This window comes from Ramlibacter sp. 2FC (assembly GCF_005503345.1).
Lineage (GTDB): Bacteria > Pseudomonadota > Gammaproteobacteria > Burkholderiales > Burkholderiaceae_C > SCMQ01.
Genome location: NZ_SCMM01000007.1, coordinates 14,924 through 41,405 on the forward strand (window position 1 = coordinate 14,924; position 26,482 = coordinate 41,405).

Annotated in this window: 25 protein-coding genes; 22 read left to right on the forward strand and 3 right to left on the reverse strand. The window is 68.5% G+C overall.

Going from position 1 to position 26,482, the window contains the following annotated elements; all coding sequences use genetic code 11:
- Window positions 1-4: 4 nt before the first annotated feature.
- The gene (locus FFS10_RS04820) at window positions 5-1,390 is read right to left on the reverse strand and encodes an amidase (protein ID WP_137892084.1); all 1,386 of its coding nucleotides are present in this window, start codon (window positions 1,388-1,390) and stop codon (window positions 5-7) included.
- 197 nt (window positions 1,391-1,587) lie between these two features.
- On the opposite strand from FFS10_RS04820, the gene rpsB reads away from it, so the two are divergent.
- The 20 genes from rpsB (at window position 1,588) to FFS10_RS04920 (ending at window position 22,428) form a co-directional block, all read left to right on the forward strand.
- Complete coding sequence (gene rpsB, locus FFS10_RS04825; protein ID WP_137892086.1) at window positions 1,588-2,340, forward strand: 30S ribosomal protein S2; 753 nt, start codon at window positions 1,588-1,590, stop codon at window positions 2,338-2,340.
- A gap of 96 nt (window positions 2,341-2,436) precedes the next feature.
- Window positions 2,437-3,330 carry a translation elongation factor Ts gene (tsf, locus tag FFS10_RS04830; protein WP_137892089.1) on the forward strand — a complete coding sequence of 298 codons (894 nt, stop codon included), beginning with the start codon at window positions 2,437-2,439 and terminating at the stop codon, window positions 3,328-3,330.
- Window positions 3,331-3,382: 52 nt separating this feature from the next.
- A complete protein-coding gene (pyrH, locus tag FFS10_RS04835) occupies window positions 3,383-4,105 on the forward strand; it encodes a UMP kinase (RefSeq protein WP_137892092.1) in 723 nt (240 codons plus the stop codon).
- Window positions 4,106-4,133: 28 nt separating this feature from the next.
- Entirely contained in the window at window positions 4,134-4,694 is a 561-nt protein-coding gene (gene frr, locus FFS10_RS04840; protein WP_137892094.1) for a ribosome recycling factor, read from the forward strand.
- 95 nt (window positions 4,695-4,789) lie between these two features.
- Window positions 4,790-5,512 (forward strand): polyprenyl diphosphate synthase, encoded by a 723-nt coding sequence (gene uppS / locus FFS10_RS04845; RefSeq protein WP_137892097.1) that lies wholly within the window; start codon window positions 4,790-4,792, stop codon window positions 5,510-5,512.
- A 10-nt stretch (window positions 5,513-5,522) separates the two neighbouring features.
- Window positions 5,523-6,368: a phosphatidate cytidylyltransferase gene (locus FFS10_RS04850; RefSeq protein WP_137892099.1), complete on the forward strand. Its 846-nt coding sequence runs from the start codon at window positions 5,523-5,525 to the stop codon at window positions 6,366-6,368.
- Window positions 6,369-6,373: 5 nt separating this feature from the next.
- Window positions 6,374-7,564 carry a 1-deoxy-D-xylulose-5-phosphate reductoisomerase gene (gene ispC / locus FFS10_RS04855; RefSeq protein WP_137892101.1) on the forward strand — a complete coding sequence of 397 codons (1,191 nt, stop codon included), beginning with the start codon at window positions 6,374-6,376 and terminating at the stop codon, window positions 7,562-7,564.
- Between the two features lie 31 nt (window positions 7,565-7,595).
- The gene (gene rseP / locus FFS10_RS04860) at window positions 7,596-8,969 is read left to right on the forward strand and encodes an RIP metalloprotease RseP (RefSeq protein ID WP_137892103.1); all 1,374 of its coding nucleotides are present in this window, start codon (window positions 7,596-7,598) and stop codon (window positions 8,967-8,969) included.
- A 63-nt stretch (window positions 8,970-9,032) separates the two neighbouring features.
- Window positions 9,033-11,330, forward strand: coding sequence for an outer membrane protein assembly factor BamA (bamA, locus tag FFS10_RS04865; RefSeq protein WP_137892105.1), 2,298 nt, complete (start codon window positions 9,033-9,035; stop codon window positions 11,328-11,330).
- The gene (locus FFS10_RS04870; RefSeq protein ID WP_137892107.1) at window positions 11,330-11,845 is read left to right on the forward strand and encodes an OmpH/Skp family outer membrane protein; all 516 of its coding nucleotides are present in this window, start codon (window positions 11,330-11,332) and stop codon (window positions 11,843-11,845) included. The genes bamA and FFS10_RS04870 overlap by 1 nt, the downstream gene beginning before the upstream one ends.
- 24 nt (window positions 11,846-11,869) lie before the next feature.
- Window positions 11,870-12,847, forward strand: coding sequence for a UDP-3-O-(3-hydroxymyristoyl)glucosamine N-acyltransferase (gene lpxD, locus FFS10_RS04875; protein WP_137892109.1), 978 nt, complete (start codon window positions 11,870-11,872; stop codon window positions 12,845-12,847).
- A 5-nt stretch (window positions 12,848-12,852) separates the two neighbouring features.
- Window positions 12,853-13,293, forward strand: coding sequence for a 3-hydroxyacyl-ACP dehydratase FabZ (gene fabZ, locus FFS10_RS04880; protein WP_137892112.1), 441 nt, complete (start codon window positions 12,853-12,855; stop codon window positions 13,291-13,293).
- Between the two features lie 13 nt (window positions 13,294-13,306).
- Window positions 13,307-14,101 (forward strand): acyl-ACP--UDP-N-acetylglucosamine O-acyltransferase, encoded by a 795-nt coding sequence (gene lpxA, locus FFS10_RS04885; RefSeq protein WP_137892114.1) that lies wholly within the window; start codon window positions 13,307-13,309, stop codon window positions 14,099-14,101.
- A 7-nt stretch (window positions 14,102-14,108) separates the two neighbouring features.
- The gene (gene lpxB, locus FFS10_RS04890; protein ID WP_249931171.1) at window positions 14,109-15,284 is read left to right on the forward strand and encodes a lipid-A-disaccharide synthase; all 1,176 of its coding nucleotides are present in this window, start codon (window positions 14,109-14,111) and stop codon (window positions 15,282-15,284) included.
- Window positions 15,256-15,873, forward strand: coding sequence for a ribonuclease HII (gene rnhB, locus FFS10_RS04895; protein WP_137892116.1), 618 nt, complete (start codon window positions 15,256-15,258; stop codon window positions 15,871-15,873). The genes lpxB and rnhB overlap by 29 nt, the downstream gene beginning before the upstream one ends.
- Window positions 15,870-16,649 carry a TrmH family RNA methyltransferase gene (locus FFS10_RS04900; protein WP_137892122.1) on the forward strand — a complete coding sequence of 260 codons (780 nt, stop codon included), beginning with the start codon at window positions 15,870-15,872 and terminating at the stop codon, window positions 16,647-16,649. Before rnhB ends, FFS10_RS04900 begins: the two co-directional genes overlap by 4 nt.
- A gap of 198 nt (window positions 16,650-16,847) precedes the next feature.
- Window positions 16,848-18,029, forward strand: a complete 1,182-nt coding sequence (gene carA, locus FFS10_RS04905) for a glutamine-hydrolyzing carbamoyl-phosphate synthase small subunit (protein WP_171016061.1) — start codon at window positions 16,848-16,850, stop codon at window positions 18,027-18,029.
- 81 nt (window positions 18,030-18,110) lie between these two features.
- Window positions 18,111-21,368, forward strand: coding sequence for a carbamoyl-phosphate synthase large subunit (carB, locus tag FFS10_RS04910; RefSeq protein ID WP_137892125.1), 3,258 nt, complete (start codon window positions 18,111-18,113; stop codon window positions 21,366-21,368).
- 176 nt (window positions 21,369-21,544) lie between these two features.
- Complete coding sequence (gene greA / locus FFS10_RS04915; protein ID WP_137892127.1) at window positions 21,545-22,021, forward strand: transcription elongation factor GreA; 477 nt, start codon at window positions 21,545-21,547, stop codon at window positions 22,019-22,021.
- Window positions 22,018-22,428: a DUF4149 domain-containing protein gene (locus tag FFS10_RS04920; RefSeq protein WP_137892130.1), complete on the forward strand. Its 411-nt coding sequence runs from the start codon at window positions 22,018-22,020 to the stop codon at window positions 22,426-22,428. Before greA ends, FFS10_RS04920 begins: the two co-directional genes overlap by 4 nt.
- A 21-nt stretch (window positions 22,429-22,449) precedes the next feature.
- Here the strand turns inward: FFS10_RS04920 and FFS10_RS04925 are convergent, their stop codons facing one another.
- Window positions 22,450-23,196: a glycosyltransferase gene (locus FFS10_RS04925; RefSeq protein ID WP_137892132.1), complete on the reverse strand. Its 747-nt coding sequence runs from the start codon at window positions 23,194-23,196 to the stop codon at window positions 22,450-22,452.
- Window positions 23,197-23,200: 4 nt separating this feature from the next.
- The gene (locus tag FFS10_RS04930; RefSeq protein WP_137892134.1) at window positions 23,201-23,674 is read right to left on the reverse strand and encodes a YhbY family RNA-binding protein; all 474 of its coding nucleotides are present in this window, start codon (window positions 23,672-23,674) and stop codon (window positions 23,201-23,203) included.
- Between the two features lie 51 nt (window positions 23,675-23,725).
- Between FFS10_RS04930 and FFS10_RS04935 the strand changes: the two genes are divergently transcribed.
- Together FFS10_RS04935 and ftsH are read left to right on the forward strand one after the other, a co-directional pair.
- Window positions 23,726-24,391 (forward strand): RlmE family RNA methyltransferase, encoded by a 666-nt coding sequence (locus FFS10_RS04935; RefSeq protein WP_137892136.1) that lies wholly within the window; start codon window positions 23,726-23,728, stop codon window positions 24,389-24,391.
- 147 nt (window positions 24,392-24,538) lie between these two features.
- Complete coding sequence (gene ftsH / locus FFS10_RS04940) at window positions 24,539-26,455, forward strand: ATP-dependent zinc metalloprotease FtsH (RefSeq protein ID WP_137892138.1); 1,917 nt, start codon at window positions 24,539-24,541, stop codon at window positions 26,453-26,455.
- The last annotated feature ends 27 nt before the right edge of the window (window positions 26,456-26,482 follow it).

A 26,482-nucleotide genomic window follows, 5' to 3' on the forward strand; every position in this document is an offset into this window, starting at 1 on the left:
AGGCTCAAGGTTTCTGAAGTTCGGGCTCGGCCAGCAGGGCGAGGTTGAGCAGGGTGTCGTCGCGCAGCGCGCCCTGCCAGAGCATGAGGCCCGTGGGCAGCTCGCCCGGCAGGTGCATGGGCAGGGAGATCGCGCAGCCGTCCAGCAGGTTGACCACGCTGGTGTTGCGCAGCAGCAGGGCGTTGACGCGGAAGAAAGCCTCGTCGCGCGCCGCATCCTGGGCGGGGTCCCGGCCGTCGGCGGGGGCCAGCTCGGCGATCGGCGGCGCCACGAGGGAGATGGTGGGGGAGAGCGCGGCGTCGAAGCCCTGCAGCGCCTGCTCCACGCGGCCTATCCACTGCCGGCGCAGGCGCTGCAGGTCCAGGTAGTCGCAGGCCAGCATGGCCGCGCCGCGCTGGATGCGGGAGGCCACGCGCGGGTCGTAGTCCTTGCCCCGGCTGGCCAGCAGGCTGCGGTGCCAGGCGTAGCTCTCGGCGGCCGTGAAGCCGCCGCCGGCCTGCAGGGCCGCGAGTTCGCCCAATTCGGGCAGGGGAATGTCCACGACCTGCGCCCCGGCGTCGCGCAGGCGCTGCAGCGCGCGCTCGAAGGCCTGCGCCACGCCGGACTCCAGTCCATCCAGCATGGTGGTCTGCGGCACGGCCAGGCGGTAGCCCGACAGCGGCACGGGGCTGCGCGTGACGCGGCGCGCGGCCAGGATCTCGTGCGCCAGGAGGGCGTCGCGCACCGAGCGCGTGAGGGCGCAGACCGTGTCCAGCGTGGTCGACAGCGGCAGGGCGCCGTCGGTCGGCACCAGGCGCGCCGTGCTCTTGAAGCCGACCAGGCCATTGAGCGCCGCCGGGATGCGGATCGAGCCGCCGGTGTCCGAGCCCAGGCCGACGAAGGCCGCGCCGGTGGCGACCGAGACCGCCGCGCCCGAGGATGAGCCGCCGGGGATGCGCGGCACGGGCGCCTGACCGGCCTCGGCCGCGGGGGCGCCGGCCAGGGCGTCCCAGGCCGCGGGCGTCGGGAAATGCGGGTTGGTGCCCACGCCCGAGAAGGCGAATTCCACCATGTGGGTTCGCCCGATCAGGGCCGCGCCGGCCGCGCGCAGGCGCGCGACGGCGGCGCTGTCCTCTGTGGCGGCAGGCGCGCCGGCCAGCACGATGGAGCCGGCCGCGGTGGTCTGGCCGGCCACGTCGAACAGGTCCTTGACCGAGACGGCCAGGCCCGCCAGGGGTTGCTGCGGCTCGCTGGCGGCGGCCGCACGGCGCGCGGCGTCGAAATCGGTGCTCAGGAAGGCCGGGGCGCCGGCGGCGGACTCGGCCGCTTCGATGGCGCGCGCCATCTCGGCGGCGGCGTCGGACCGGCCGCTGCGCAGGGCCAGCCGGGTGGCGATGAGGTCAGGGATCATGGGTTGAGTCAAGAGGGCTTGTGCTATAATTCCAAGGCTTTGCTGGGTGCTTCATTGCTTTCAGCGAAGCCAATCGCAAACCAGCCTCATCAAGGTGTTGGCGCCTTAACAGTGCATAAGCGACGCATGCGTGCGAAGCCGCTTGAAGGGCGCCAATCGGCGGGCTGGATTTTAGACCCAACCTTCGGAGTATTCACATGTCCGTCACCATGCGCGAAATGCTGGAAGCCGGTGTCCATTTCGGCCACCAGACCCGCTTCTGGAACCCCAAGATGGCCCCGTTCATCTTCGGTCATCGCAACAAGATCCACATCATCAACCTGGAAAAGTCGCTGCCGATGTTCCAGGACGCCTGCAAGTTCGCCAGGCAGCTGGCGGCCAACCGCGGCACCATCCTGATGGTCGGCACCAAGCGCCAGGCCCGTGACCTGGTCGCGGCCGAAGCCGAGCGCGCCGGCGTGCCCTATGTCGAGCAGCGCTGGCTCGGCGGCATGCTGACCAACTTCAAGACCGTCAAGACCTCGATCAAGCGCCTGAAGGACATGAAGGCCCAGCAGGAAGCCGGCCTGGACTCGCTGAGCAAGAAAGAGCAGCTGATGTTCAAGCGCGAGATCGAGAAGCTCGAGAAGGACATCGGCGGCATCCAGGACATGAACACCCTGCCCGACGCGATCTTCGTGATCGACGTGGGCTACCACAAGATCGCCGTGGCCGAGGCCAAGAAGCTGGGCATCCCGCTGATCGGCGTGGTGGACTCCAACCACTCGCCCGAGGGCATCGACTACGTGATCCCGGGTAACGACGACTCGGCCAAGGCCGTGGCCCTGTATGCGCGCGGCATCGCCGACGCGATCCTGGAAGGCCGTGCCAACGCCGTGGCCGACGTGGCCAAGGCCGTGACTGCCGAGGGTGGCGACGAGTTCGTGGAAGTCGAAAACGCTTCCGCCTGAAGCCCCCCTTGACGCTGAGAAAGGGGCTTTGTTGCCCCTTTTTTTTCAGCCCCCATTTTGTGTCTGACTCACTGAACTGTTGACGGAGAATTTCTGATGGCTGCAATTACCGCAAGCATGGTTGCCGAACTGCGCGGCAAGACCGACGCCCCGATGATGGAGTGCAAGAAGGCCCTGACCGAAGCCGACGGCGACATGGCCAAGGCCGAGGAGCTGCTGCGCGTCAAGCTCGGCACCAAGGCCGGCAAGGCCGCCTCGCGCGTCACGGCCGAAGGCGTGGTTGCCAGCTTCATCGAGGGCAGCACCGGCGCGCTGATCGAAGTCAACTGCGAGACCGACTTCGTGACCAAGAACGACAGCTTCCTGGGCCTGGCCAATGCCGCCGCGCAGCTGATCGCCAAGCACAACCCTGCCGACGTGGCCGCGCTGGGCGCCCTGGCCTACGAGCAGGACGGCTTCGGCCCCACGCTGGAAGACGTGCGCAAGGGCCTGATCGGCAAGATCGGCGAGAACATGAGCTTCCGCCGCTTCAAGCGCTTTGCCTCGGGCGCCAAGCTGGCCGCCTACCTGCACGGCACGCGCATCGGCGTGGTGGTCGAGTTCGACGGTGACGAGGCCGCCGCCAAGGATGTGGCCATGCACGTGGCCGCCATGAAGCCGGTCGCGCTGACCAGCGCCGACGTGCCGGCCGAGCTGATCGAGAAGGAGCGTTCCGTGGCCACGGCCAAGGCCGCCGAATCCGGCAAGCCGGCCGACATCGCCGCCAAGATGATCGAAGGCTCGGTGCAGAAGTACCTCAAGGAGGTCTCGCTGTTCAACCAGCCCTTCGTCAAGAACGACAAGCAGACCGTCGAGCAGATGCTCAAGGAGAAGGCCACCGCCGTGAAGGGCTTCACCCTGTACGTGGTGGGCGAGGGCATCGAGAAGAAGGTCGACGACTTCGCCGCCGAAGTGGCCGCCCAGGTGGCTGCCGCCAAGGGCGCCGCCTGATCCTGACGACCACACAGCCGCTACACTCTCACCGAACCCAAGGAGCCCGTCCATGTCCCTCGCCCGACCAGCCCACCAGCGCATCCTGCTCAAGCTGTCCGGTGAGGCCCTGATGGGCGACGATGCCTTCGGCATCAACCGCGGCACCATCGAGCGCATCGTGGGCGAGATCGCCGAGGTCACGCACATGGGGGTTCAGGTGGCGGTGGTGATCGGCGGCGGCAACATCTTCCGCGGCGTCGCCGGCGGCTCGGCCGGCATGGACCGGGCGACGGCCGACTACATGGGCATGCTGGCCACCGTGATGAACGCGCTGGCGCTGGCCGACGCGATGAACAAGGCCGGGCTCGTGGCGCGCGTCATGTCGGCCATCGCCATCGAGCAGGTGGTCGAGCCCTATGTGCGCCCCAAGGCCCTGCAGTACCTCGAAGAGGGCAAGGTCGTGGTGTTCGCGGCCGGCACCGGCAACCCGTTCTTCACCACCGACACGGCGGCGGCGCTGCGTGGTGCCGAGATCGGCGCCGAGCTGGTGCTCAAGGCGACCAAGGTCGATGGCGTCTACACGGCCGATCCCCAGAAGGACCCCGACGCCCGGCGCTACGCCAAGCTGAGCTTCGACGAGGCCATGTCGCAGAATCTCGGCATCATGGACGCCACGGCCTTCGCGCTGTGCCGCGACCAGAAGCTGCCGATCAGGGTGTTCTCTATCTTCAAGCACGGCGCGCTCAAGCGCGTGATCCAGGGCGAGGACGAGGGCACCCTGGTGTACGCCTGACGCGCGTCCGAGCGCAAGGAGGAATCACATGACGATTGCTGACATCAAGAAAAGCGCCGAAGCCAAGATGGACCAGTCCATCGCGGCCTTCAAGAACAACCTGACCAAGATCCGCACCGGCCGCGCCAACCCGGCCCTGCTCGACACCGTTCACGTCGAGTACTACGGCTCCATGGTGCCGCTGAGCCAGGTGGCCAACGTGGCGCTGCTCGACTCGCGCACCATCAGCGTGCAGCCCTGGGAAAAGGGCATGGGCGCCAAGATCGAGAAGGCCATACGCGAGAGCGACCTGGGCCTGAACCCGGCCTCCATGGGCGACCTGATTCGCGTGCCCATGCCGCCGATGAGCGAGGAGCGCCGCAAGGAGATGACCAAGCTGGTGCGCACCGAAGGCGAGGGCGCCAAGGTCGCCGTGCGCAACCTGCGTCGTGACGCCAACGAGGCGGTGAAGAAGCTGGTCAAGGACAAGCTGGCCTCCGAGGACGACCAGAAGCGCTCCGAAGCCGATATCCAGAAGGTGACCGACAAGCACATCGCCGAGATCGACCGCCTGGTGGCCGCCAAGGAACAGGACATCATGGCGGTCTGACGGCCCGCGTCGCTCCGCACGCGCTGCGCCGCCGGGTGGTTGCGCGTGCTGCGGGGTGGCCTGGGTGGCGTACGGCAGCGGCCCCGATCCACACCATGAGCCAGGTTCCCCACCACATCGCCATCGTGATGGACGGCAACGGCCGCTGGGCCACGCGCCGCTTCCTGCCGCGCGTGGCCGGCCATCGCCAGGGCGTGGAGTCGCTGCGCCGCTGCGCCAGGGCCTGCCTCGAGCGTGGCGTGGCGGTGCTCACGGTGTTCGCCTTCTCCTCGGAGAACTGGAGCCGGCCGGCCGAGGAGGTCAGCGGCCTCATGGAACTGCTGGCCCTGGCGCTGGCGCGCGAGGTGCCCAGGCTGCACGCGGACGGGGTGCGCGTGCATTTCGTCGGCGAACGCGAGGGCCTGTCCGACAAGATCCGCGCCGGCCTGGCCGAGGCCGAGGCCGCGACTGCGGGCAACCGGCGCCTGACGCTCAACATCTGCTTCAACTATGGCGGCCGCTGGGACATCGCCCAGGCGGCGGCGCGCCTGGCCGAACGCGGCGAGCCCATCACCGAGGTGGCGCTGGACCGGGCCATGGCCCTGGCCCATGTGCCGGACCCGGACCTCTTGATCCGCACCGGTGGCGAGCAGCGCATCAGCAACTTCCTGCTCTGGCAGGCCGCCTATTCCGAGCTTTATTTCAGCGACTGCCTGTGGCCCGATTTCGACGAGGCGGCGCTGGATGTCGCGCTCGCCGCCTTCGCGCAGCGCGAGCGCCGCTTCGGCAAGACCTCCGAGCAGCTCTTGTCGCACAACGCCTCTCACGCTCGGGCCTGAAACACTAACCATGCTCAAGCAGCGCATCATCACCGCCATCGTCCTGTTGGCGTTTCTTCTGCCGGCGCTGTTCTACCGCTCCCCCGAGCCCTTCGTCGCGCTGGCCCTGCTGCTGATCGCGGCCGGTGCCTGGGAATGGGGCCGGCTCAATGGCCTGGGGCAGCCGGCCTCCCTGCTCACCGGCCTGGGCTGCGTGGGCCTGTGCGCCGCGAGCTGGGCGCTGGGCTGGCCGGCGCGTCCGCTGCCGCAGCTGTGGCTGCCGGTGGGCGCGGCCTGGGTGCTGCTGGGCGCCTGGCTGCTGCGGCGCGGCGTGCCCGGCTGGCCGGGCATCGCCGCGCCGCTGCGCTGGGCGGGCGGCCTGCTGGCGCTGTGGCTGGCCTGGCTGGCCCTGGCCCAGGCGCGCTACATAGGCGTCAATTTCCTGCTCTCGGTGCTGGTGCTGGTCTGGGTGGCCGACATCTTTGCCTACTTTGCCGGCCGTGCCCTCGGTGGTCGCTTCAGCCGCGTGCGCCTGGCGCCGTCCATCAGCCCGGGCAAGAGCTGGGAGGGGGTGTGGGGCGGCCTGGCCGGCGTGCTGGTGCTGGCCCTGGCCTGGCGCTGGGCCGACGCGGCCTGGGCGCTCGAGGTGCCCAGCCTCTACACCCGGCTGGGGCAGAAGGGCCTGGGCCTGATGCTGCTGGCCGCGCTCTTCATGGGCGCCATGAGCGTGGTCGGCGACTTGGTCGAGTCGCTGATCAAGCGCAGCGCCGGCGTCAAGGACAGCAGCGGCCTGCTGCCCGGCCACGGCGGGGTGCTCGACCGGGTCGACGCCTTGCTGCCCACGCTGCCGCTGGCCATGATGCTTTCCACGATATGAGCGGCATGACGCAACGCATTTCCATCCTCGGCTCTACCGGTTCGATCGGCACCAGCACGCTCGACGTGATCGCGCGGCATCCGGACCGCTTCGAGGTGTTCGCGCTCAGCGCGTCCACCCAGGTGGAGCCGATGCTCGCGCAATGCGCGCAGTTCCGCCCGCGCATGGCGGTCATGGCCAGTGCCGAGCACGGCCGGGTCCTGGCCGAGCGGGTGCGCGCCAGCGGGCTGGACGTCGAGGTGCTGTGGGGGCCGCAGGCGCTCGAGGCCATCGCCTCGCACCCTTCGGTCGACGCGGTGATGGCGGCCATCGTCGGCGCCGCGGGCCTGGCACCCTGCCTGGCCGCCGCGCGTGCCGGCAAGCGCCTGCTGCTGGCCAACAAGGAAGCGCTGGTGGTCGGCGGCGAGGTGTTCCTCGCCGCTGTGCGCCAGGGCGGCGCGACCCTGCTGCCGATCGACAGCGAGCATTCGGCGATCTTCCAGTCCCTGCCCGAGGACCCCTTGACCTGGGCGCAGCGCATAGACAAGATCATCCTCACCGCCTCGGGCGGGCCGTTCCGCACGCGCGACCCGGCCACGCTGCGCGAGGTCACGCCCGAGCAGGCCTGCGCGCACCCCAACTGGGCCATGGGGCGCAAGATCTCGGTGGATTCGGCGACCATGATGAACAAGGCGCTCGAGCTGATCGAGGCGCGCTACCTGTTCGGCGTCGCGCCCGAGCAGCTGGAGGTGGTGATCCACCCGCAAAGCATCATCCATTCGATGGTGCAGTACCGCGACACCTCGGTCGTGGCCCAGCTCGGCACGCCCGACATGCGCGTGCCTATCGCCTACGGCCTGTCCTGGCCCGAGCGCATGGCCTCGGGCGCCGCGGCGCTGGATTTCCACAGCCTGCAGGCCATGAGCTTCGAGGCGCTGGACGACCACGGCCACCCGGAGCGCTTTCCCGGCCTGGCCCTGGCCTGGGAGTCGCTGCGCGGCCCGGCGGGCAGCTGCGCCGTGCTCAACGCGGCCAACGAGGTCGCCGTCGCGGCCTTCCTGGAGCGGCGCATCCGCTTCGACCAGATCCACCAGGTCAACCTGGCCACGCTGGAGGCGGTGTCGCCCGGCGCACCGGGCTCGCTCGAGGCCTTGCTGGCGCTGGACGAGCGCTCGCGCGAGGCCGCGACGCGCACCGTGCAAGGCTTGACGCGCTGACCCCCGGGTCGCGACCATCGAAAGGCAACCCATGCTGACCGTCGCGGCTTTCATCGTGGCGCTGGGGCTTCTGATCGCGGTGCACGAATACGGCCACTACCGTGTGGCCGTGGCCTGCGGCGTCAAGGTGCTGCGCTTTTCGGTCGGCTTCGGGGGGGTGCTGCTGCGCTGGCAGCCCAAACGCCAGCGGCCCGGCCAGAACACCGAGTTCGTGATCGGCGCCTTCCCGCTGGGCGGCTACGTGCGCATGCTGGACGAGCGCGAGGCGCCGGTCGCGCCGCACGAGCGCCACCTGGCGTTCAACAACCAGACGCTGCGCGTGCGCGCGGCCATCGTGGCCGCCGGCCCGCTGGCCAATCTGCTGCTGGCCGTGCTGCTTCATGCCGTGGTCAACTGGAGCGGCGTGGACGAGCCGCGCGCGCTGCTGGCCAGCCCCGTGGCGGGCTCGATCGCCGAGCGCGCAGGCTTGCGCGGCGGCGAGACCGTGCGGCGCGCCGGTTTCGCCGACGAGGCGCTCGAGGACGTGGCCTCGTTCGAGTCGCTGCGCTGGCTGCTGGCGCGCGGCGCGCTCGACGGCCGCGACGTGGTGCTGGACGTGGCCACCTCGGCCTCGGGTGCCGGGCGCGAGGTGCTGCTGCCGCTGGCCGCGCTGGACGCGGACGAGGCCGACATGCGGCTGTTTCGCAGCATAGGCCTGACCGGTCCGCTGACGCGGCCGGTGATAGGCGAGGTCACGCCGGGCAGCCCGGCCGAGCGCGCCGGCCTGCGCCAGGGCGACCTGGTGCTGCGCATGGACGGCACGGCGATCGTCGACGGCCAGCAACTGCGGGAACGCATCCGCGCCTCGGTGCAGGGCCGGCAGGCGGTGGCCAGCAGCTGGCAGGTCGAACGCCAGGGCCAGCGGCTGACGCTGCAGGTGATGCCCGAGTTGCGCCAGGACGGCGAGCTCCTGGTGGGCCGCATCGGCGCCTACGTGGGGGCGGCGCCCGAGATGGTGGACGTCAGCTACGGCCCCTGGGATGGGCTGTGGAAGGGCGCGCAGCGGACCTGGGAGGTGTCGCTGCTGACCCTGCGCATGATGGGGCGCATGGTGGTGGGCGAGGCCTCGCTGAAGAACCTCAGCGGGCCGCTGACCATCGCCGACTACGCGGGCAAGTCGGCCAGCCAGGGCTTGACCGAGTACCTGATGTTCCTGGCCCTGATCAGCGTGAGCCTGGGGGTGCTGAACCTGCTGCCTCTGCCGGTCCTCGATGGGGGGCACCTGATGTATTATCTTTGGGAGGCCGTCACGGGCAGGCCCGTGTCCGACATATGGATGGAACGGCTGCAGCGCGGCGGCGTGGCGCTCCTGCTGGCGATGATGGCCATCGCGCTGTTCAACGATGTCACCCGGCTCTTTGGTTGAACCTGTTCGAGCATCTTGTTCGAGCATCGCACTGGCCTTGTGCCAGACAACATCTTCTGACGAATGAAACAACAATTACAGCGATTTCGTGTGCGCAGCGTCTGCGCAGTGGTCAGCATGGTGTTTGCCGCGCATGCGGCCTGGGCGGTGGAGCCGTTCACCGTGCGCGACATCCGCGTCGAGGGTCTGCAGCGGGTCGAGCCGGGCACCATCTTCGCCTCGCTGCCGTTTCGCGTGGGCGAGACCTATAGTGATGACAAGGGCGCGGCTGCGATCCGCGCGCTGTTCGCGCTGGGCCTGTTCAAGGACGTCCGGCTGGAAGTCAGCGGCGAGGTGCTGGTGGTGATCGTCGAGGAGCGGCCGACGGTGGCTGCGGTCGAGTTCGTCGGCAACAAGGAGTTCGACAAGGACCTGTTGCAGAAGGCGCTGCGCGACATCGGGCTGACCGAGGGGCGGCCCTATGACAAGGCCCTGACCGACCGCGCCGAGCAGGAGCTCAAGCGCCAGTACGTCAACCGCAGCCTGTATGCGGCCCAGGTGGTGACCACGGTGACGCCGATCGAGCGCAACCGCGTGAACCTGACCTTCACCGTCAGCGAGGGCGAGCCCGCGCGGATCAAGGAGATCCGCATGGTGGGCAACAAGGCCTTCTCCGAGTCGACGCTGCGCGACCTGTTCGACCTGGATACCGGCAACTGGCTGAGCTGGTACACCAAGTCGGACCGCTACTCGCGCGCCAAGCTCAACGCCGACCTGGAGACGCTGCGCTCCTACTACCTGGCGCGCGGCTACATGGAGTTCCGCATCGACTCGACCCAGGTCGCCATCTCGCCCGACAAGCAGGACATCTCGATCACGGTGAACCTGACCGAGGGCGAGCGCTTCGTGGTCTCGGCCGTCCGCCTGGAGGGCAACTACCTGGGCAAGGACGAGGAGTTCAAGTCCCTGGTGAAGATCAGGCCCGGCCAGCCCTACAACGCCGACGAGGTCAGCGAGACCACCAAGGCCTTCACCGACTACTTCGGCAAGTTCGGCTTCGCCTTCGCGCGCGTCGAGGCTCGGCCCGAGATCGACCGCGGCAGCAACCGCGTCGCCCTGGTGCTGCAGGCCGAGCCCTCGCGCCGCGCCTACGTGCGGCGCCTCAACATTTCGGGCAACAACCGCACGCGCGACGAGGTGGTGCGGCGCGAGTTCCGCCAGATGGAGTCCTCCTGGTACGACGGCGACAAGATCCGTCTCTCGCGCGACCGCGTGGACCGGCTGGGCTTCTTCACCGAGGTCAACGTCGAGACGCAGGAAGTGCCGAGCGCGCCCGACCAGGTCGACCTCAACGTCGGGGTGGTGGAAAAACCGACCGGCAGCGTCACGCTGGGCGCGGGCTTCTCCTCGGCGGAAAAGGTGGCCCTGTCCTTCGGCATCAAGCAGGAAAACGCCTTCGGCTCCGGCAACTACCTGTCGGCCGAGGTCAACACCAGCAAGTACAACCGCACCATCGCGCTGAGCACCACGGACCCCTACTTCACCCGGGACGGCATCTCGCGCACCTTCGACGCCTACCACCGCACCTCCAAGCCCTACGAGGACCAGGGCGGCAACTACACGCTCGCGACCTCGGGCCTGGGTCTGAAGTTCGGCGTGCCCTTCAGCGAGACCGACACCGTGTATTTCGGCGGCAGCCTGGAGCGCACCCAGATCAAGCCCGGCACCAACATCCCGGCCGCCTACCTGGCCTACGCCGACGAGTTCGGCTACTCCAGCACCACCGTGCCGCTGACCATTGGCTGGTCGCGCGACGACCGCGACAGCGCGCTGGTGCCCAACTCGGGGCGCTTCCAGCGGCTCATCACCGAATGGGGCGTGGGCGGCGACGCACGCTACCTGCGCGCCAACTACCAGTTCCAGCAATACATCCCGCTGAACAAGCAGTTCACGCTGGCCTTCAACACCGAGCTGGGCTGGGGCAAGGGGCTGGGCGGCCGGCCGTTTCCCATCTTCAAGAACTTCTATTCGGGCGGCCTGGGCTCGGTGCGCGGTTTCGAGCAGTCCACGCTGGGCCCACGCGACGTGACCGGCTCCTTCATCGGCGGTCCCAAGAAGATCACGCTCAACGGCGAGATCATCACGCCCTTCCCGGGCGCCGGCAACGACCGCACCCTGCGCCTGTTCGGCTTCGCCGATGTGGGCAGCGTGTTCGGCGAGCACGAGACCGTGTCGGCCGACGCGCTGCGCGCCTCGGTGGGCGTGGGCATCAGCTGGATTTCGCCGCTGGGCCCGCTGCGCTTTGCCTATGCCCAGCCGGTGCGCAAATTCGCAGGCGATAGAATCCAAAAACTGCAATTCCAGATCGGAACCTCCTTTTAATGAAATACCTTCGTCAACAACATTGGTCGGCTCTTGCGCTGGGCGTCATGCTGGCAGCGTCGGCCCAGGCGCAGGAGTTCAAGATGGGCTTCGTGAACACCGACCGCGTGTTCCGCGAGGCCAGCAGTGCCAAGGCCGCGCAGAGCAAGCTGGAGCAGGAGTTCTCGCGCCGCGAGAAGGAACTCGTGGATGCAGGCAACACGCTCAAGACCGCCTCCGAGAAGTTCGAGCGCGAGGCGCCCACGCTGGCCGAAAGCCAGCGCAACACGCGCCAGAAGCAGCTGATGGACCAGGACCGCGAGTTCCAGCGCAAGCGCCGCGAGTTCCAGGAAGACCTGAACGCGCGCAAGAACGAAGAGCTGCAACAGGTGCTCGAGCGCGCCAACCGTGTGGTCAAGCAGGTCGCCGAGGCCGAGAAGTACGACGTCATCCTGCAGGAGGCCGTCTACGTCAACCCCAAGCACGACATCACCGACAAGGTGATCAAGGCGCTCAACGCCTCCGGCGGCAAGTGACACCGCGCGAGCGGTCGGTCGGCTGTGGCGCTGCGTCTAGGCTTCATCGTTGAAACCCTGGGGGGGCTGCTGCACGGCGACCCCGAGCTGGCCATCCAGGGCCTGGCCCCGCTCGAATCCGCCGGCGCGGCGGACCTGAGTTTCCTGAGTCACCCCAAGTACCAGTCGCAGCTCGCGGCCAGCGGCGCGGCCTGCGTGATCGTCGCCCCGGCCATGGCCGAGGCGGCTGCGCGGCGCGGTGCCTGCATCGTCGCCGACCAGCCCTACCTTTATTACGCGCGCCTGACCCAGTTGTGGAAGAGGGCCCATGCCCGGGCTGCCGGGCCGCGCATCCACCCCAGCGCGGTCATCGATCCCGAGGCGCAGATCGACCCCACGGCCCGCATAGGCGCGCTCTGCGTGGTCGAGCGCGGCGCGCGCATCGGTGCGGACACTGTGCTCAAGTCGCGCGTGACGGTGGGCGAGGACTGCCAGATCGGCGAGCGCTGCCTGCTGCACCCTGGCGTGGTGATCGGGGCGGACGGCTTCGGCTTCGCGCCCGACGGCGGCGCCTGGGAGAAGATCGAGCAGCTGGGCGCCGTGCGCGTCGGCGACGACGTGGAGATCGGCGCCAACACCTGCATAGACCGCGGTGCGCTGCAGGACACGGTGATCGAGGACGGCGTCAAGCTCGACAACCTGATCCAGATCGGCCACAACGTGCGCATAGGCCGCCACACGGCCATGGCCGGCTGCGTCGGCGTGGCCGGCAGCGCGACCATAGGCGCGCATTGCACCGTGGGCGGCGGCGCCGTGGTGCTGGGCCACCTGAGCCTGGCCGACGGCGTGCATGTCTCGGCCGCCTCGGTGGTCACTCGCTCGATCCGCAAGCCCGGCCACTACACCGGCATGTTCCCCATCGACGACAATGCGGCCTGGGAAAAGAACGCCGCCACGCTCAAGCAGCTGCACAGCCTGCGCGAGCGCCTCAAGGCGCTGGAATCCGCGCAAGACAAAGACTGAACACCATGATGGACATCCACCAAATCCTCAAGCAACTGCCGCATCGCTACCCGTTCCTGCTGGTCGACCGTGTGCTCGAGCTGGAAAAAGGCAAGCGCATCAAGGCGCTGAAGAACGTGACGATGAACGAGCCCTTCTTCACCGGCCATTTTCCGCACCGCCCGGTGATGCCTGGGGTGCTGATGCTCGAAGCCCTGGCCCAGGCCGCGGCCCTGCTGGCCTTCGACACCATGGGCGAGGCGCCTGACAGCAAGTCGGTGTACTACTTCGCCGGCATCGACGGCGCGCGTTTCAAGCGCCCGGTGGAGCCGGGCGACCAGCTCACGCTGGAGGTGACCCTGGATCGCATGAAGGCAGGCATCTTCAAGTTCGGCGCGCGTGCCCTGGTCGGCGAGGAGACCGCCGTCGAAGCCGAGCTGATGTGCACCATGCGCACCATCGCCTGACCTGCTTCGCCGCATGAGTCTCATCCATCCCACCGCCCTGATCGACCCCGCCGCCGAGCTGGACAGCAGCGTCAGCGTGGGCCCCTACAGCGTGATCGGGCCGCATGTGCGCATCGCTGCCGGCACCAGCGTGGCCTCGCACTGCGTGATCGAGGGCCATACCACGATAGGGCGCGACAACCGCATCTTCCAGTTCGTCTCGCTGGGCGCCATCAACCAGGACAAGAAATACAAGGGCGAGCCTTGCGAGCTGGTGATCGGCGACCGCAACACCATCCGCGAGTACAGCACCTACCACATCGGCACCGTGCAGGGCGGCGGCATCACGCGGCTGGGCAACGACAACTGGATGATGGCCTACACCCACCTGGCGCACGACTGCATCGTGGGCAACAACACCATCTTCGCCAACAATGCCCAGCTCGCGGGCCATGTGGTCGTGGAAGACTGGGTGATCCTGGGCGGCTTCACCTGCGTGCACCAGTTCGTGCGCATCGGCGCGCACGGTATGACGGCCATGGGCTCGGCCCTGCTGGCCGACCAGCCGCCCTTCGTGATGAGCGAGGGCCATCCCGCCGGCGCCCGTTCGATGAACTTCGAGGGCCTGCGCCGCCGCGGCTTCTCGGCCGCGCGCATCGCGGCCGTGAAGGCCATGCACAAGGCCCTCTACCGTGAAGGCTTGACGCTCGAGCAGGCCATCGAGCGGATCGCGGCGCTGGCCTCGGTCACGCCCGAGGCGGCGCCGGACGTGCAGATGATGGTCGAGTTCCTGCGCAAGACCTCGCCGCAGCGCGGCATCGTTCGCTAGGGTGCCGATGGGCTCGGCGTCCGCGGCCGCTCAGCAGGGCGTGGCCTCGTCCCCATCGTTCGCCATGGTCGCCGGCGAGGCCTCGGGCGACCTGCTGGCCGGCCTGCTGCTCGACGGCCTGCAGGCGCGCTGGCCCGGCCTGCGCGCGCAGGGCATAGGCGGGCCGCAGATGCTGCGGCGCGGTTTCGAGGCCTGGTGGCCCAGCGACAAGCTGGCGGTGCGCGGCTACGTCGAGGTGCTGCGCCATTACCGCGAGATCGTGGGCATACGCGACCGGCTGCGCGCGCGCCTGCTGGCCCAGCGGCCCGAGGTCTTCATCGGCGTCGACGCGCCCGACTTCAATCTCGACCTGGAGGCCGCGCTCAAACAGCAGGGCGTGCGGACCGTGCATTTCGTCTGCCCCTCGGTCTGGGCCTGGCGTGCCGAGCGCGTCGAGAAGATACGCCGCAGCGCCGACCATGTGCTGTGCATCTTCCCCTTCGAGCCCGAGCTGCTGGCGCGGCACGGCATAGACTCGACCTACGTGGGCCACCCGCTGGCCCAGGCCATCCCCCTGCAGCCCGATCGCGCCGCCGCGCGCGCGGCGCTGGGCCTGGACGCGGGCGAGACCGTGATCGCCCTGCTGCCGGGCAGCCGCGCCTCCGAGGTGCAGTACCTGGCGGCCCGCTTCTTGGAGGCCGCGGCCCAGGTGCTGCGGGCCAGGCCCGGGGTGCGCTTCGTGTTGCCCGCGCTGCCCGCGCTGCGCGCGCGCATAGAGGCGGCGGCGCGCGCCGCGCGGCTGGGCGAGCGCCTGCAGATCGTGACCGGCCAGTCGCACACCGTGCTGGCGGCCTGCGACCTGACGCTGATCGCCAGCGGCACGGCCACGCTGGAGGCGGCGCTGTTCAAGCGGCCCATGGTGATCGCCTACAACATGAACTGGCTGTCCTGGCAGATCATGCGCCGCAAGCAGCTGCAGCCCTGGGTCGGCCTGCCCAACATCCTGTGCCGCGACTTCGTCGTGCCCGAGCTGCTGCAGGACGCGGCGAGCCCACGCGCGCTGGCGCGTGCGCTGCTCGACTGGCTGGACGCGCCTGAGAAAATCACGGCTTTGCAACAACGCTTCACCGCGCTGCACCACGAGCTGCGGCGCGACACGGCACAGCTGGCGACCGATGCGATCGAAAAAGTTCTTGCAGGCTGAGCAGGCTGCGCTGGCCTGGGATGCGCCCGGCCTGGTGGCCGGCGTGGACGAGGCCGGCCGCGGGCCGCTGGCCGGGCCCGTGGTGGCCGCGGCCGTGATCCTCGACGAGCTGAACCCTATCGCCGGCCTGGCCGACTCCAAGAAGCTCACGCCCGCGCGGCGCGAGCGGCTCTACGACGAGATCCGCGCCAAGGCCCTGTGCTGCGCCGTCGCCGAGGCCAGCGTGGAGGAGATCGACCGCCTCAACATCCTGCAGGCCACGCTGCTGGCCATGCGCCGGGCGGTGGAGGGCCTGCGCCTGAAGCCTGCCAAGGTGCTGGTCGACGGCAACCGCCTGCCGCGGCTCGACGTGCTGGCCGAGGCCATCGTCAAGGGCGACGCCAAGGTGGCGGCGATCTCGGCCGCCTCCATCCTGGCCAAGGTGCACCGCGACCGCTGGTGCGCCGATCTGCACCGGCAATACCCTCAGTACGGCTTCGACGCCCACAAGGGCTACGGCACGGCCACCCATGTGGCGGCGCTGCGCACCCATGGCGCCTGCCCGCAGCACCGCCGCTCGTTCAGCCCGGTGGCGGAGGTGCTGAGATGACTTCCGACGCCATCACCCACATCAGCTCGCGCGACAACGCCTTCGTCAAGGGCCTGCGCCGCCTGTCGCAGGACAACGCGGCCTACCGCCGGCAGGGCCAGGTCTGGCTGGAGGGCGACCACCTGTGCCGCGCGGCCCTGGCGCGCGGCCTGCGACCGGCCACGGCGGTGTTCGCCGAGTCTTTCTGGCCCCAGGCTCCCGAGGCCTGGTGGCAGGGCGCGGCTCGGACCGTGGTCCTGGCCGATGCGCTGTTCGCCGAGATCAGCGGCCTGGAGTCGCCGGCCCGCATGGGCTACGTGCTGGACCTGCCGGCCGCGCCGGTGCTCCAGCCCGGCGTGGCCAGCGTGGTGCTGGACCGGGTGCAGGACGCGGGCAACGTCGGCTCCATCCTGCGCAGCGCGGCGGCCTTCGGCTTCCGCCAGGTGCTGGCGCTCAAGGGCACGGCGGCCCTGTGGGCGCCCAAGGTGCTGCGCGCCGGCATGGGCGCGCATTTCGGCCTGCAGCTGATCGAGGGGCTGGATGCCGATGCGCTGCAGGCCCTGCAGGTGCCGCTGGTCGTGACCAGCTCGCACCAGGGCAGCTTCCTGCACGAGCAGGCGCCGCCCATGCCCTGTGCCTGGGTGCTGGGCCACGAAGGGCAGGGCGTGGCTCCGGACCTGGCGGCGCGCGCAGCCATGGCGGTGCGCATCGCCCAGCCCGGCGGCGAGGAGTCGCTGAACGTGGCGGCCGCCGCCGCAATCTGCCTGCACGCCAGCGCCAGCGCGGCGCTTGCCTGACCCGCAAATCGCGGGGTTTTCGCCAGTCTGGCGGCGGTGTGACAGCCCGGCCCGGGCTATAATGAGCGGCTTTCCCGCAACACCTACGTCCCAAGCGCCATCCCGAGCCTATCCCCACAGAAGCAGCCAGCAGGAGTCTCTTTCAGGAGTTTCTTCTCGAGCGCGTTTGGGCGTACCCGCAACCATCCGGAGAACCCAGTGCTTTTGTCACTACAGGGAACCTTCCCGCCCGCCATCCTGGCGCTCGCAGACGGCACGGTCTTTATTGGCAATTCCATCGGTGCCGCCGGCACCACCGTCGGCGAAGTGGTGTTCAACACCGCCATCACCGGCTACCAGGAAATCCTCACCGACCCCAGCTACTGCCAGCAGATCGTGACGCTCACGTATCCGCACATCGGCAACTACGGCGTCAACCCCGAGGACATCGAGGCCGACAAGGTCCACGCCGCCGGCCTGATCATCAAGGACCTGCCGCGTCTGGCCAGCAACTTCCGCGCTTCCCAGCCGCTGTCGGACTACCTGGTGCGAGAGAACACCGTCGCGATCGCCAACATCGACACGCGCAAGCTCACCCGCCTGCTGCGCAGCCAGGGCGCCCAGAACGGCGCCATCGTCGGCCTGGCGGCCGGCGAGTCCGTGACCCAGGCCGCCATTGACAAGGCGATCGCGGCGGCACGCGGCGCGCCCAGCATGACCGGCCTGGACCTGGCTAAGGTCGTGACCACGGTCCGGCCCTACGAATGGACCCAGACCGAGTGGCAACTCGCGAACAAGGACGGCAAGCCGGGCTACGGCATGCAGACCGCTCCCAGGTTCCACGTCGTGGCCTACGACTTCGGCGTCAAGAAGAACATCCTGCGCATGCTGGCCGAGCGCGGCTGCAAGGTCACGGTGCTGCCGGCCCAGGCACCGGCAGCTCACGCGCTCTCGCTCAAGCCCGACGGCATCTTCCTGTCCAACGGCCCCGGCGACCCCGAGCCCTGCGACTACGCGATCGCCACCGTGCGCGAGCTGGTCGAGACCGGCATCCCCACCTTCGGCATCTGCCTGGGCCACCAGATCCTGGCCCTGGCCAGCGGCGCCAGGACCTTCAAGATGAAGTTCGGCCATCACGGCGCCAACCACCCGGTCAAGGACCTTGACAGTGGCCGCGTCAGCATCACCAGCCAGAACCACGGCTTCGCCGTGGACGAGAAGAACCTGCCGGCCAACATGCGCGCCACCCACGTGAGCCTGTTCGACGGCACGCTGCAGGGCTTGGCCCGCACCGACAAGCCGGCCTTCAGCTTCCAGGGCCACCCCGAGGCCTCGCCCGGGCCGCACGACATCGCCTACCTTTTCGACCGCTTCATCGCCTTGATGGAGAAAGGTCGATGAGCCCCCACGTTCACGGCTTCGCCGTTTCACTGCCCCCCGAGGGGGCCTTCGCTCCCTTGGAGCGGTCCTGCGAGAGCGAAAATGCCTAAGCGTACAGACATCAAGAGCATCCTCATCATCGGCGCCGGCCCGATCATCATCGGCCAGGCCTGCGAATTCGACTACTCCGGCGTGCAGGCCTGCAAGGCGCTGCGCGAGGAGGGCTACAAGGTCATCCTGATCAACAGCAACCCCGCGACGATCATGACCGACCCGGCCACCGCCGACGTCACCTACATCGAGCCCATCACCTGGCAGACGGTCGAGAAGATCATCGCCAAGGAGCGCCCGGACGCCATCCTGCCGACCATGGGCGGCCAGACCGCGCTGAACTGCGCGCTGGACCTGTGGCGCCATGGCGTGCTGCACAAGCACAAGGTCGAGCTGATCGGCGCCACGCCCGAGGCCATCGACAAGGCCGAGGACCGCCTCAAGTTCAAGGACGCCATGACCCGCATCGGCCTGGGCTCGGCGCGCTCCGGCATTGCCCACAGCATGGAGGAGGCCTGGGCCGTGCAGAAGAGCGTGGGCTTCCCCACCGTGATCCGCCCCAGCTTCACGCTGGGCGGCACCGGCGGCGGCATCGCCTACAACCCCGAAGAGTTCGAGACCATCTGCAAGCGCGGCCTGGAAGCCTCGCCGACCAGCGAGCTGCTGATCGAGGAATCGCTGGTGGGCTGGAAAGAGTACGAGATGGAGGTGGTGCGTGACAAGAAGGACAACTGCATCATCATCTGCTCGATCGAGAACCTCGATCCCATGGGCGTGCACACCGGCGATTCGATCACCGTGGCACCGGCCCAGACGCTGACCGACAAGGAATACCAGATCATGCGCAACGCCAGCCTGGCCGTGCTGCGCGAGATCGGTGTCGACACCGGCGGCTCCAACGTGCAGTTCTCGGTCAACCCGAAGGACGGCCGCATGATCGTGATCGAGATGAACCCGCGCGTGTCGCGTTCCTCGGCGCTGGCCTCCAAGGCCACGGGCTTCCCGATCGCCAAGGTGGCGGCCAAGCTGGCCGTGGGCTACACGCTGGACGAGCTGCGCAACGAGATCACGGGCGGCGCCACGCCCGCGAGCTTCGAGCCCAGCATCGACTATGTGGTGACCAAGATCCCGCGCTTCGCGTTCGAGAAGTTCCCGGCTGCCGACAGCCGCCTGACCACGCAGATGAAGTCGGTCGGCGAGGTCATGGCCATGGGCCGCACCTTCCAGGAGTCGTTCCAGAAGGCGCTGCGCGGCCTGGAGGTCGGTGTCGACGGCATGAACGAGAAGACCCAGGACCGCGAGGTGATCGAGAAGGAGCTCGGCGAGCCTGGCCCCGAGCGCATCTGGTACGTGGGCGACGCCTTCGCCATGGGGATGACGCTGGACGAGGTGCACGACCTCACCAAGATCGACAAGTGGTTCTTGGTGCAGATCGAGGAGATCGTGAAGATCGAGCTCGAGCTCGACCAGCTGGCCGCCGAAAAAGCGCCGAATGGGGGCGAGGGCGCGCTGGCCGCGCTCGACGCCGTGACCCTGCGCACGCTCAAGCAAAAGGGCTTCTCCGACCGCCGCCTGGCCAAGCTGCTCAAGACCAGCGACAAGGCGGTGCGCGAGGCGCGCCGCGCGCTGAACGTGCGGCCGGTCTACAAGCGCGTGGACACCTGCGCCGCCGAGTTTGCGACCAACACCGCCTACATGTACTCGACCTACGAGGACGAGTGCGAGGCCGAGCCGACCAGCAACAAGAAGATCATGGTGCTCGGCGGCGGTCCCAACCGCATCGGCCAGGGCATCGAGTTCGACTACTGCTGCGTGCACGCGGCACTCGCCATGCGCGAGGACGGCTACGAGACCATCATGGTCAACTGCAACCCCGAGACCGTGTCGACCGACTACGACACCTCGGACCGCCTGTACTTCGAGCCGCTGACGCTGGAGGACGTGCTCGAGATCGTCGACAAGGAAAAGCCGGCCGGCGTGATCGTGCAGTACGGCGGCCAGACGCCGCTCAAGCTGGCCCTGGGCCTGGAGGCCGAGGGCGTGCCCATCATAGGCACCAGCCCCGACATGATCGATGCGGCCGAGGACCGCGAGCGCTTCCAGAAGCTGTTGCACGAGCTGGGCCTGCGCCAGCCGCCCAACGCCACGGCGCGCACCGAGGCCGAGGCGCTGGAGAAGGCCGCCGCCCTGGGCTACCCGCTGGTGGTGCGCCCCAGCTACGTGCTGGGCGGCCGCGCCATGGAAATCGTGCACGAGCAGCGCGACCTCGAGCGCTACATGCGCGAGGCCGTGAAGGTCAGCAACGACTCGCCGGTGCTGCTGGACCGCTTCCTCAACGACGCCATCGAGTGCGACGTCGACTGCCTGCGCGACCCGGAAGGCAAGACCTTCATCGGCGGCGTGATGGAGCACATCGAGCAGGCCGGCGTGCACAGCGGCGACTCGGCCTGCTCGCTGCCGCCCTACAGCCTGAGCGCCGAAACCGTGGCCGAGATCAAGCGCCAGACGGCGGCCATGGCGGCGTCGCTGAACGTGGTCGGCCTGATGAACGTGCAGTTCGCGATCCAGAACATCGACGGCCAGGACGTGATCTACGTGCTGGAGGTGAACCCGCGCGCCTCGCGCACCGTGCCCTTCGTCTCCAAGGCCACCGGCATCCCGCTGGCCAAGGTGGCGGCGCGCTGCATGGCCGGCCAGTCGCTGGCCGCGCAGGGCATCACGCGCGAGGTGACGCCGCCGTACTTCAGCGTCAAGGAAGCCGTGTTCCCCTTCGTCAAGTTCCCCGGCGTGGACACCATCCTGGGTCCCGAGATGAAGTCCACCGGCGAAGTCATGGGCGTGGGTCGCACCTTCGGCGAGGCCTTCGTCAAGAGCCAGCTGGGCGCCGGTACCAAGCTGCCGACCTCGGGCAAGGTGTTCCTCACTGTGAAGAACGGCGACAAGGCGCGCGCCGTGGCCGTGGCCCGCGAGCTCGTCGGCCTGGGCTTCGAGCTCGTGGCGACCAAGGGCACGGCGGCCGCGATCGCCGCGGCCGGCGTGCCGGTGCAGGTGGTGAACAAGGTCACCGAGGGCCGACCGCACATCGTGGACATGATCAAGAACAACGAGATTGCCCTGGTCATCAACACGGTCGAGGAGCGCCGCAACGCGATCGCCGACTCGCGCGCCATCCGCACTTCGGCGCTGCTGGCCCGCGTGACCACCTTTACCACCATCGCCGGCGCCGAAGCTGCGGTCGAGGGCATGAAGCACATGAACCTGCTCGACGTGATTTCGGTGCAGGAAATGCACACCCAGCTGGCCGCCTGATCCCGCTTGCGGGGCCGCGCGCGGCCCCTGCAATCGCGGCATAATGGCGAGACACAGACACCGCCGGACGGCAACGCTCGGCGGTTTCCTTTTTTGCCCGGGCCCGGCGCCGAATGCCGTGCCGGCCCCGACGCCATCGCCCGGCACGCGATGGCCGAAGAACCTTGGAGCATGACATGGCCACCATTCCTATCACCAAGCGCGGCGCGGAAAAGCTCAAGCACGAGCTGCACCGCCTCAAGACCGTGGACCGCCCCTCGGTCATCAACGCCATTGCCGAGGCGCGCGCCCAGGGCGACCTGAGCGAGAACGCCGAGTACGAGGCCGCCAAGGACCGCCAGGGCTTCATCGAAGGCCGCATCCAGGAGATCGAGGGCAAGCTCTCGGCGGCCCAGATCATCGACCCGTCCTCGGTGGACGCGGGCGGCAAGGTGGTGTTCGGCGCCACGGTCGAGCTCGAGGAAGAGGCCAGCGGCGACGCCGTCACCTACCAGATCGTGGGCGAGGACGAGGCCGACCTCAAGCTGGGCCTGATCAACATCAGCAGCCCGATCGCACGCGCGCTGATCGGCAAGGAGGAGGGCGACACCGCCGAGGTGCAGGCGCCGGGTGGCCTCAAGCGCTACGAGATCGTGGCGGTCTCTTACCTCTGATGCACCGCCTGCCGGTCCTGTTCGCCGCCTGCTGGTGGGGCAGCCTGACGACCATAGGATTCCTGGTCGTGCCGCTGCTGTTTGCCCACCTGCCCAGCCCGGCCCAGGCCGGCGGCATGGCGGCCCGGCTGTTCGGCGCCCAGACCTGGGTGTCCCTGGTCTGCGGCTTGCTGCTGCTCATGTCCCTGCGCGGCGATGACGGGGCGGCGGCCGAGCGCAGCGCCTTGCTGTTCCTCGTGGCCGGCGGCCTGCTGCTGGCCCTGCTGTCGGAGTTCTCGGTCGCCCCGCGTATCGTGGCGCGCGAGAACCTGCGGCTCTGGCATGGCGTCGGCAGCGGCCTGTACTTGCTGCAATGGCTGTGCGCCACGGCCCTGCTGTGGCGGCTGGCGCGCCGCTCGCCCGCCTGAGCCGGCGCCGCCTGCCGCGGCTCACTCCCGCCAGTGTTCGGCCACCCAGCGTGCCGGCTGGATGAAGCGCAAGCGCCGGTTGCGCCGGCCGGCCAGGGCGTCAGGCGGGTTGCACTCGCCGTGGAAGATCACGATGCGCGCGTCCGGCGGCACGTAGGGCGCCTTCCAGTAGTTGCTGGGCCAGCGCGGAATGCTGTGGTACTTGAAGCTGGGGCACCAGGCGGCCGGCCAGTAGGCCAGCTTGCCCTGCCGGTGCAGGAAGTCGGACAGATAGGCCTGCTCGTTGCGGTACTTGGCGCGGATTTCCTCGACATGGCTGCGGAAGTACTCGAGCACGTCGGGATGGGCGCCGAGCTCGAAGCGGTAGACCGAGGAGTTGCCGGTGACGCGCCAGGGCCGCTTGTAGTCGTGGATGATCAGGAACTCGCCGGGCTGCTCGAAGAAGGCGTCCAGGCTGCCGACGATGACCACGTCCACGTCCAGGAACAGGGCCGTGCCCTTGAGGCCGTGCAGGTCGGCGGCGAAGGACACCAGCTTGGTCCAGCCGCGCTCGGGGATGCCGGGCGGCAGGTCCAGCGGCGGAATGGCAAAGCAATCGACCTCGGGGCGTATGCCCTTGGGGTCGTCGGTCAGGCAGACCATGCGGAACGGGCCGCGCAGGTGCCGGCGCACCATGGCGTAGAGCCGGTTGACATACTCGGGGCCGTATTTCGTGCCCCATTTCATGCAGATGACGTTGCGCTGCGCTGCCTCTCCGGGTGCACTCATGCTTTTAGCCCTGGCTGCGCTTCTTGACCGACTTCTGCTTGGGCTTGGCGCGCTTGATCTGGCCGCCCGGCGTGAGCCGCTGGTTGCCGAGCACGCGCAGGGTGCGAACCTCGGGCCGCTGGCCGCCGCGCTTGCTGTACTTGAGCACCTTGAAGTCGCGCGGACCGGGCTTGCGGTCCTCGTCGATCACCTTTTCCTTTTCGGGCATGGGACGCCACAGCACCAGCAGCTTGCCGATGTGCTGGATGGGGGCGGCGCCGAGCTGGTCGGCGAGCTGCTGGTACATGGCTTCGCGCGCCACGCGGTCGTCGCCGAGCACGCGGATCTTGATCAGCCCATGGGCGTTCAGGGCCGCGTCGGCCTCCTTGAGGACCGCGGGCGTCAGTCCGTCGCCGCCGATCATGACCACCGGGTCGAGGTGGTGGGCTTCGGCGCGGTGCACCTTGCGCTGGGCGGGGGTAAGTTGAATTTGAGGCATAACCGTATTATCTCCGGGGCCTGTCCGCGGGCCGAGGGACAATCCACATGTATGAAAGTCAAAACGAAGAGTAAAAAGGTCAACAAGGCGTGGCTCAACGACCATGTCAACGACCCCTACGTCAAGCTCGCCCAGAAGGAGGGCTACCGGGCCCGCGCGGCCTACAAGCTCAAGGAAATCGACGAGGCCCTGCACCTGATCAAGCCCGGCCAGCTGGTGGTGGACCTGGGCTCCAGCCCGGGCGCCTGGAGCCAGTACCTGCGCCGCCGACTTTCGCCCTCCGGCGCCGCCGTGGGCGAGCTGGCCGGCATCATCATCGGCCTGGACATCCTGCCCATGGAGCCTATCGAGGGCGTCAGCTTCCTGCAGGGCGATTTCCGCGAGCCCGAGGTGCTGGCCAGCCTCGAGGCGGCGGTGGCCGGCCGCCAGGCCGATGTCGTGGTTTCGGACATGGCGCCCAACCTCTCGGGCATCGAGTCGGCCGACGCCGCGCGCATCGCCCACCTGGTCGAGCTGGCCGTGGAATTCGCCCAGAACCACATGAAGCCGGACGGGGCGCTGGTGGTCAAGGTGTTCCATGGCAGCGGCTACAGCCAGCTGGTCAAGCTGTTCAAGGAGACCTTCCGCGTGGTCAAGCCGATCAAGCCCAAGGCCTCGCGCGACAAGTCCTCGGAGACCTTCCTGGTGGGCATTGGCCTGAAGCGGGCGCCGGCTTGACCGCGGTCAAACCGGCTTGAAACCGCCGGTAAATCCTTGCTGTGTCTATGGCCGCTATGGGCAAAATCCATGGCCGGCTGGCTTGAAGCGCCTAAAATGAACTCCAGTTAATGCATATTGCTGAAGTTTTTGTGACTGGAGCCTGGCTTGAATAATCAGTGGTTCTCGAAAATCGCCGTCTGGCTGGTGATTGCCATGGTGCTGTTCACGGTGTTCAAGCAGTTCGACACCCGTGGCACCGCGGGTGCGGGCTACATGGCCTACTCCGATTTCCTGGAGGAAGTGCGCAACAACCGCGTGCGGACGGCGACCATCCACGAGGGCCAGGGCACGACCGAGGTCGTCGCCACCACCACCGATGACCGGCGCGTGCGCACCACGGCCACCTACCTCGACCGCGGCCTGGTCGGCGACCTGATCGCCAACGGCGTGAAATTCGACGTCAAGCCGCGCGAGGAGGGCTCGCTGCTCATGACCCTGCTGGTCAGCTGGGGCCCGATGCTGCTGCTGATCGGCGTCTGGGTCTACTTCATGCGCCAGATGCAGGGCGGCGGCAAGGGCGGCGCCTTCAGCTTCGGCAAGAGCAAGGCGCGCATGCTCGACGAGAACAACAACCAGGTCACCTTTGCCGACGTCGCGGGCTGCGACGAGGCCAAGGAGGAGGTCAAGGAGGTCGTCGACTTCCTCAAGGACCCGCAGAAATTCCAGAAGCTCGGCGGCCGCATCCCGCGCGGCCTGCTGCTGGTCGGCCCGCCCGGCACCGGCAAGACCCTGCTGGCCAAGGGCATCGCCGGCGAGGCCAAGGTGCCGTTCTTCAGCATCTCGGGCTCGGACTTCGTAGAGATGTTCGTCGGCGTGGGCGCGGCGCGCGTGCGCGACATGTTCGAGAACGCCAAGAAGAACGCCCCCTGCATCATCTTCATCGACGAGATCGACGCCGTGGGCCGCCAGCGTGGCGCCGGCCTGGGCGGCGGCAACGACGAGCGCGAGCAGACGCTCAACCAGATGCTGGTCGAGATGGACGGCTTCGAGACCAACCTGGGCGTGATCGTGGTCGCCGCGACCAACCGGCCCGACATCCTGGACGCGGCCCTGCTGCGCCCGGGCCGATTCGACCGCCAGGTCTACGTGACCCTGCCCGACATCCGCGGCCGCGAGCAGATCCTCAACGTCCACATGCGCAAGATCCCGATCGGCCAGGACGTCAAGGCCGAGGTGATCGCGCGCGGCACGCCAGGCATGAGCGGCGCCGACCTGGCCAACCTGTGCAACGAGGCCGCACTGATGGCCGCGCGCCGCAATGCGCGCGTGGTCGAGATGCAGGACTTCGAGAAGGCCAAGGACAAGATCATCATGGGCCCCGAGCGCAAGAGCATGGTCATGCCCGAGGAGGAGCGTCGCAACACGGCCTACCACGAGTCCGGCCACGCCCTGATCGGCAAGCTGCTGCCCAAGTGCGACCCGGTGCACAAGGTCACCATCATCCCGCGCGGCCGGGCCCTGGGCGTGACCATGAGCCTGCCCGAGAAGGACCGCTACAGCTACGACAAGGACTTCATGCTGAACCAGATCAGCATGCTGTTCGGCGGCCGCATCGCCGAAGAGGTGTTCATGCACCAGATGACCACCGGCGCCAGCAACGACTTCGAGCGCGCCACGCAGATCGCGCGCGACATGGTCATGCGCTACGGCATGACCGACGCGCTGGGCCCCATGGTCTATGCGGAGAACGAAGGCGAGGTGTTCCTGGGCCGCTCGGTCACCAAGACCACCAACATGAGCGAGCAGACCATGCAGAAGGTCGACGCCGAGGTGCGCCGCATCATCGACGAGCAGTACAACCTGGCGCGCCGCCTGATCGAGCAGAACAGCGACAAGATGCACGCCATGGCCAAGGCCCTGCTGGAGTGGGAAACCATAGACAGCGAGCAGCTCGACGACATCATGGCCGGCCGCGAGCCGCGTCCCCCGAAGGACTGGACGCCGCGCACGCCCTCGTCGGGCAGTGGCGGTACCGGCGGCTCGCCGGCTGTCAAGACCGATCCGGCGACCGGCGTGGCCTGAAGGCCCGCTGGCGTAGCGCACGGGGCT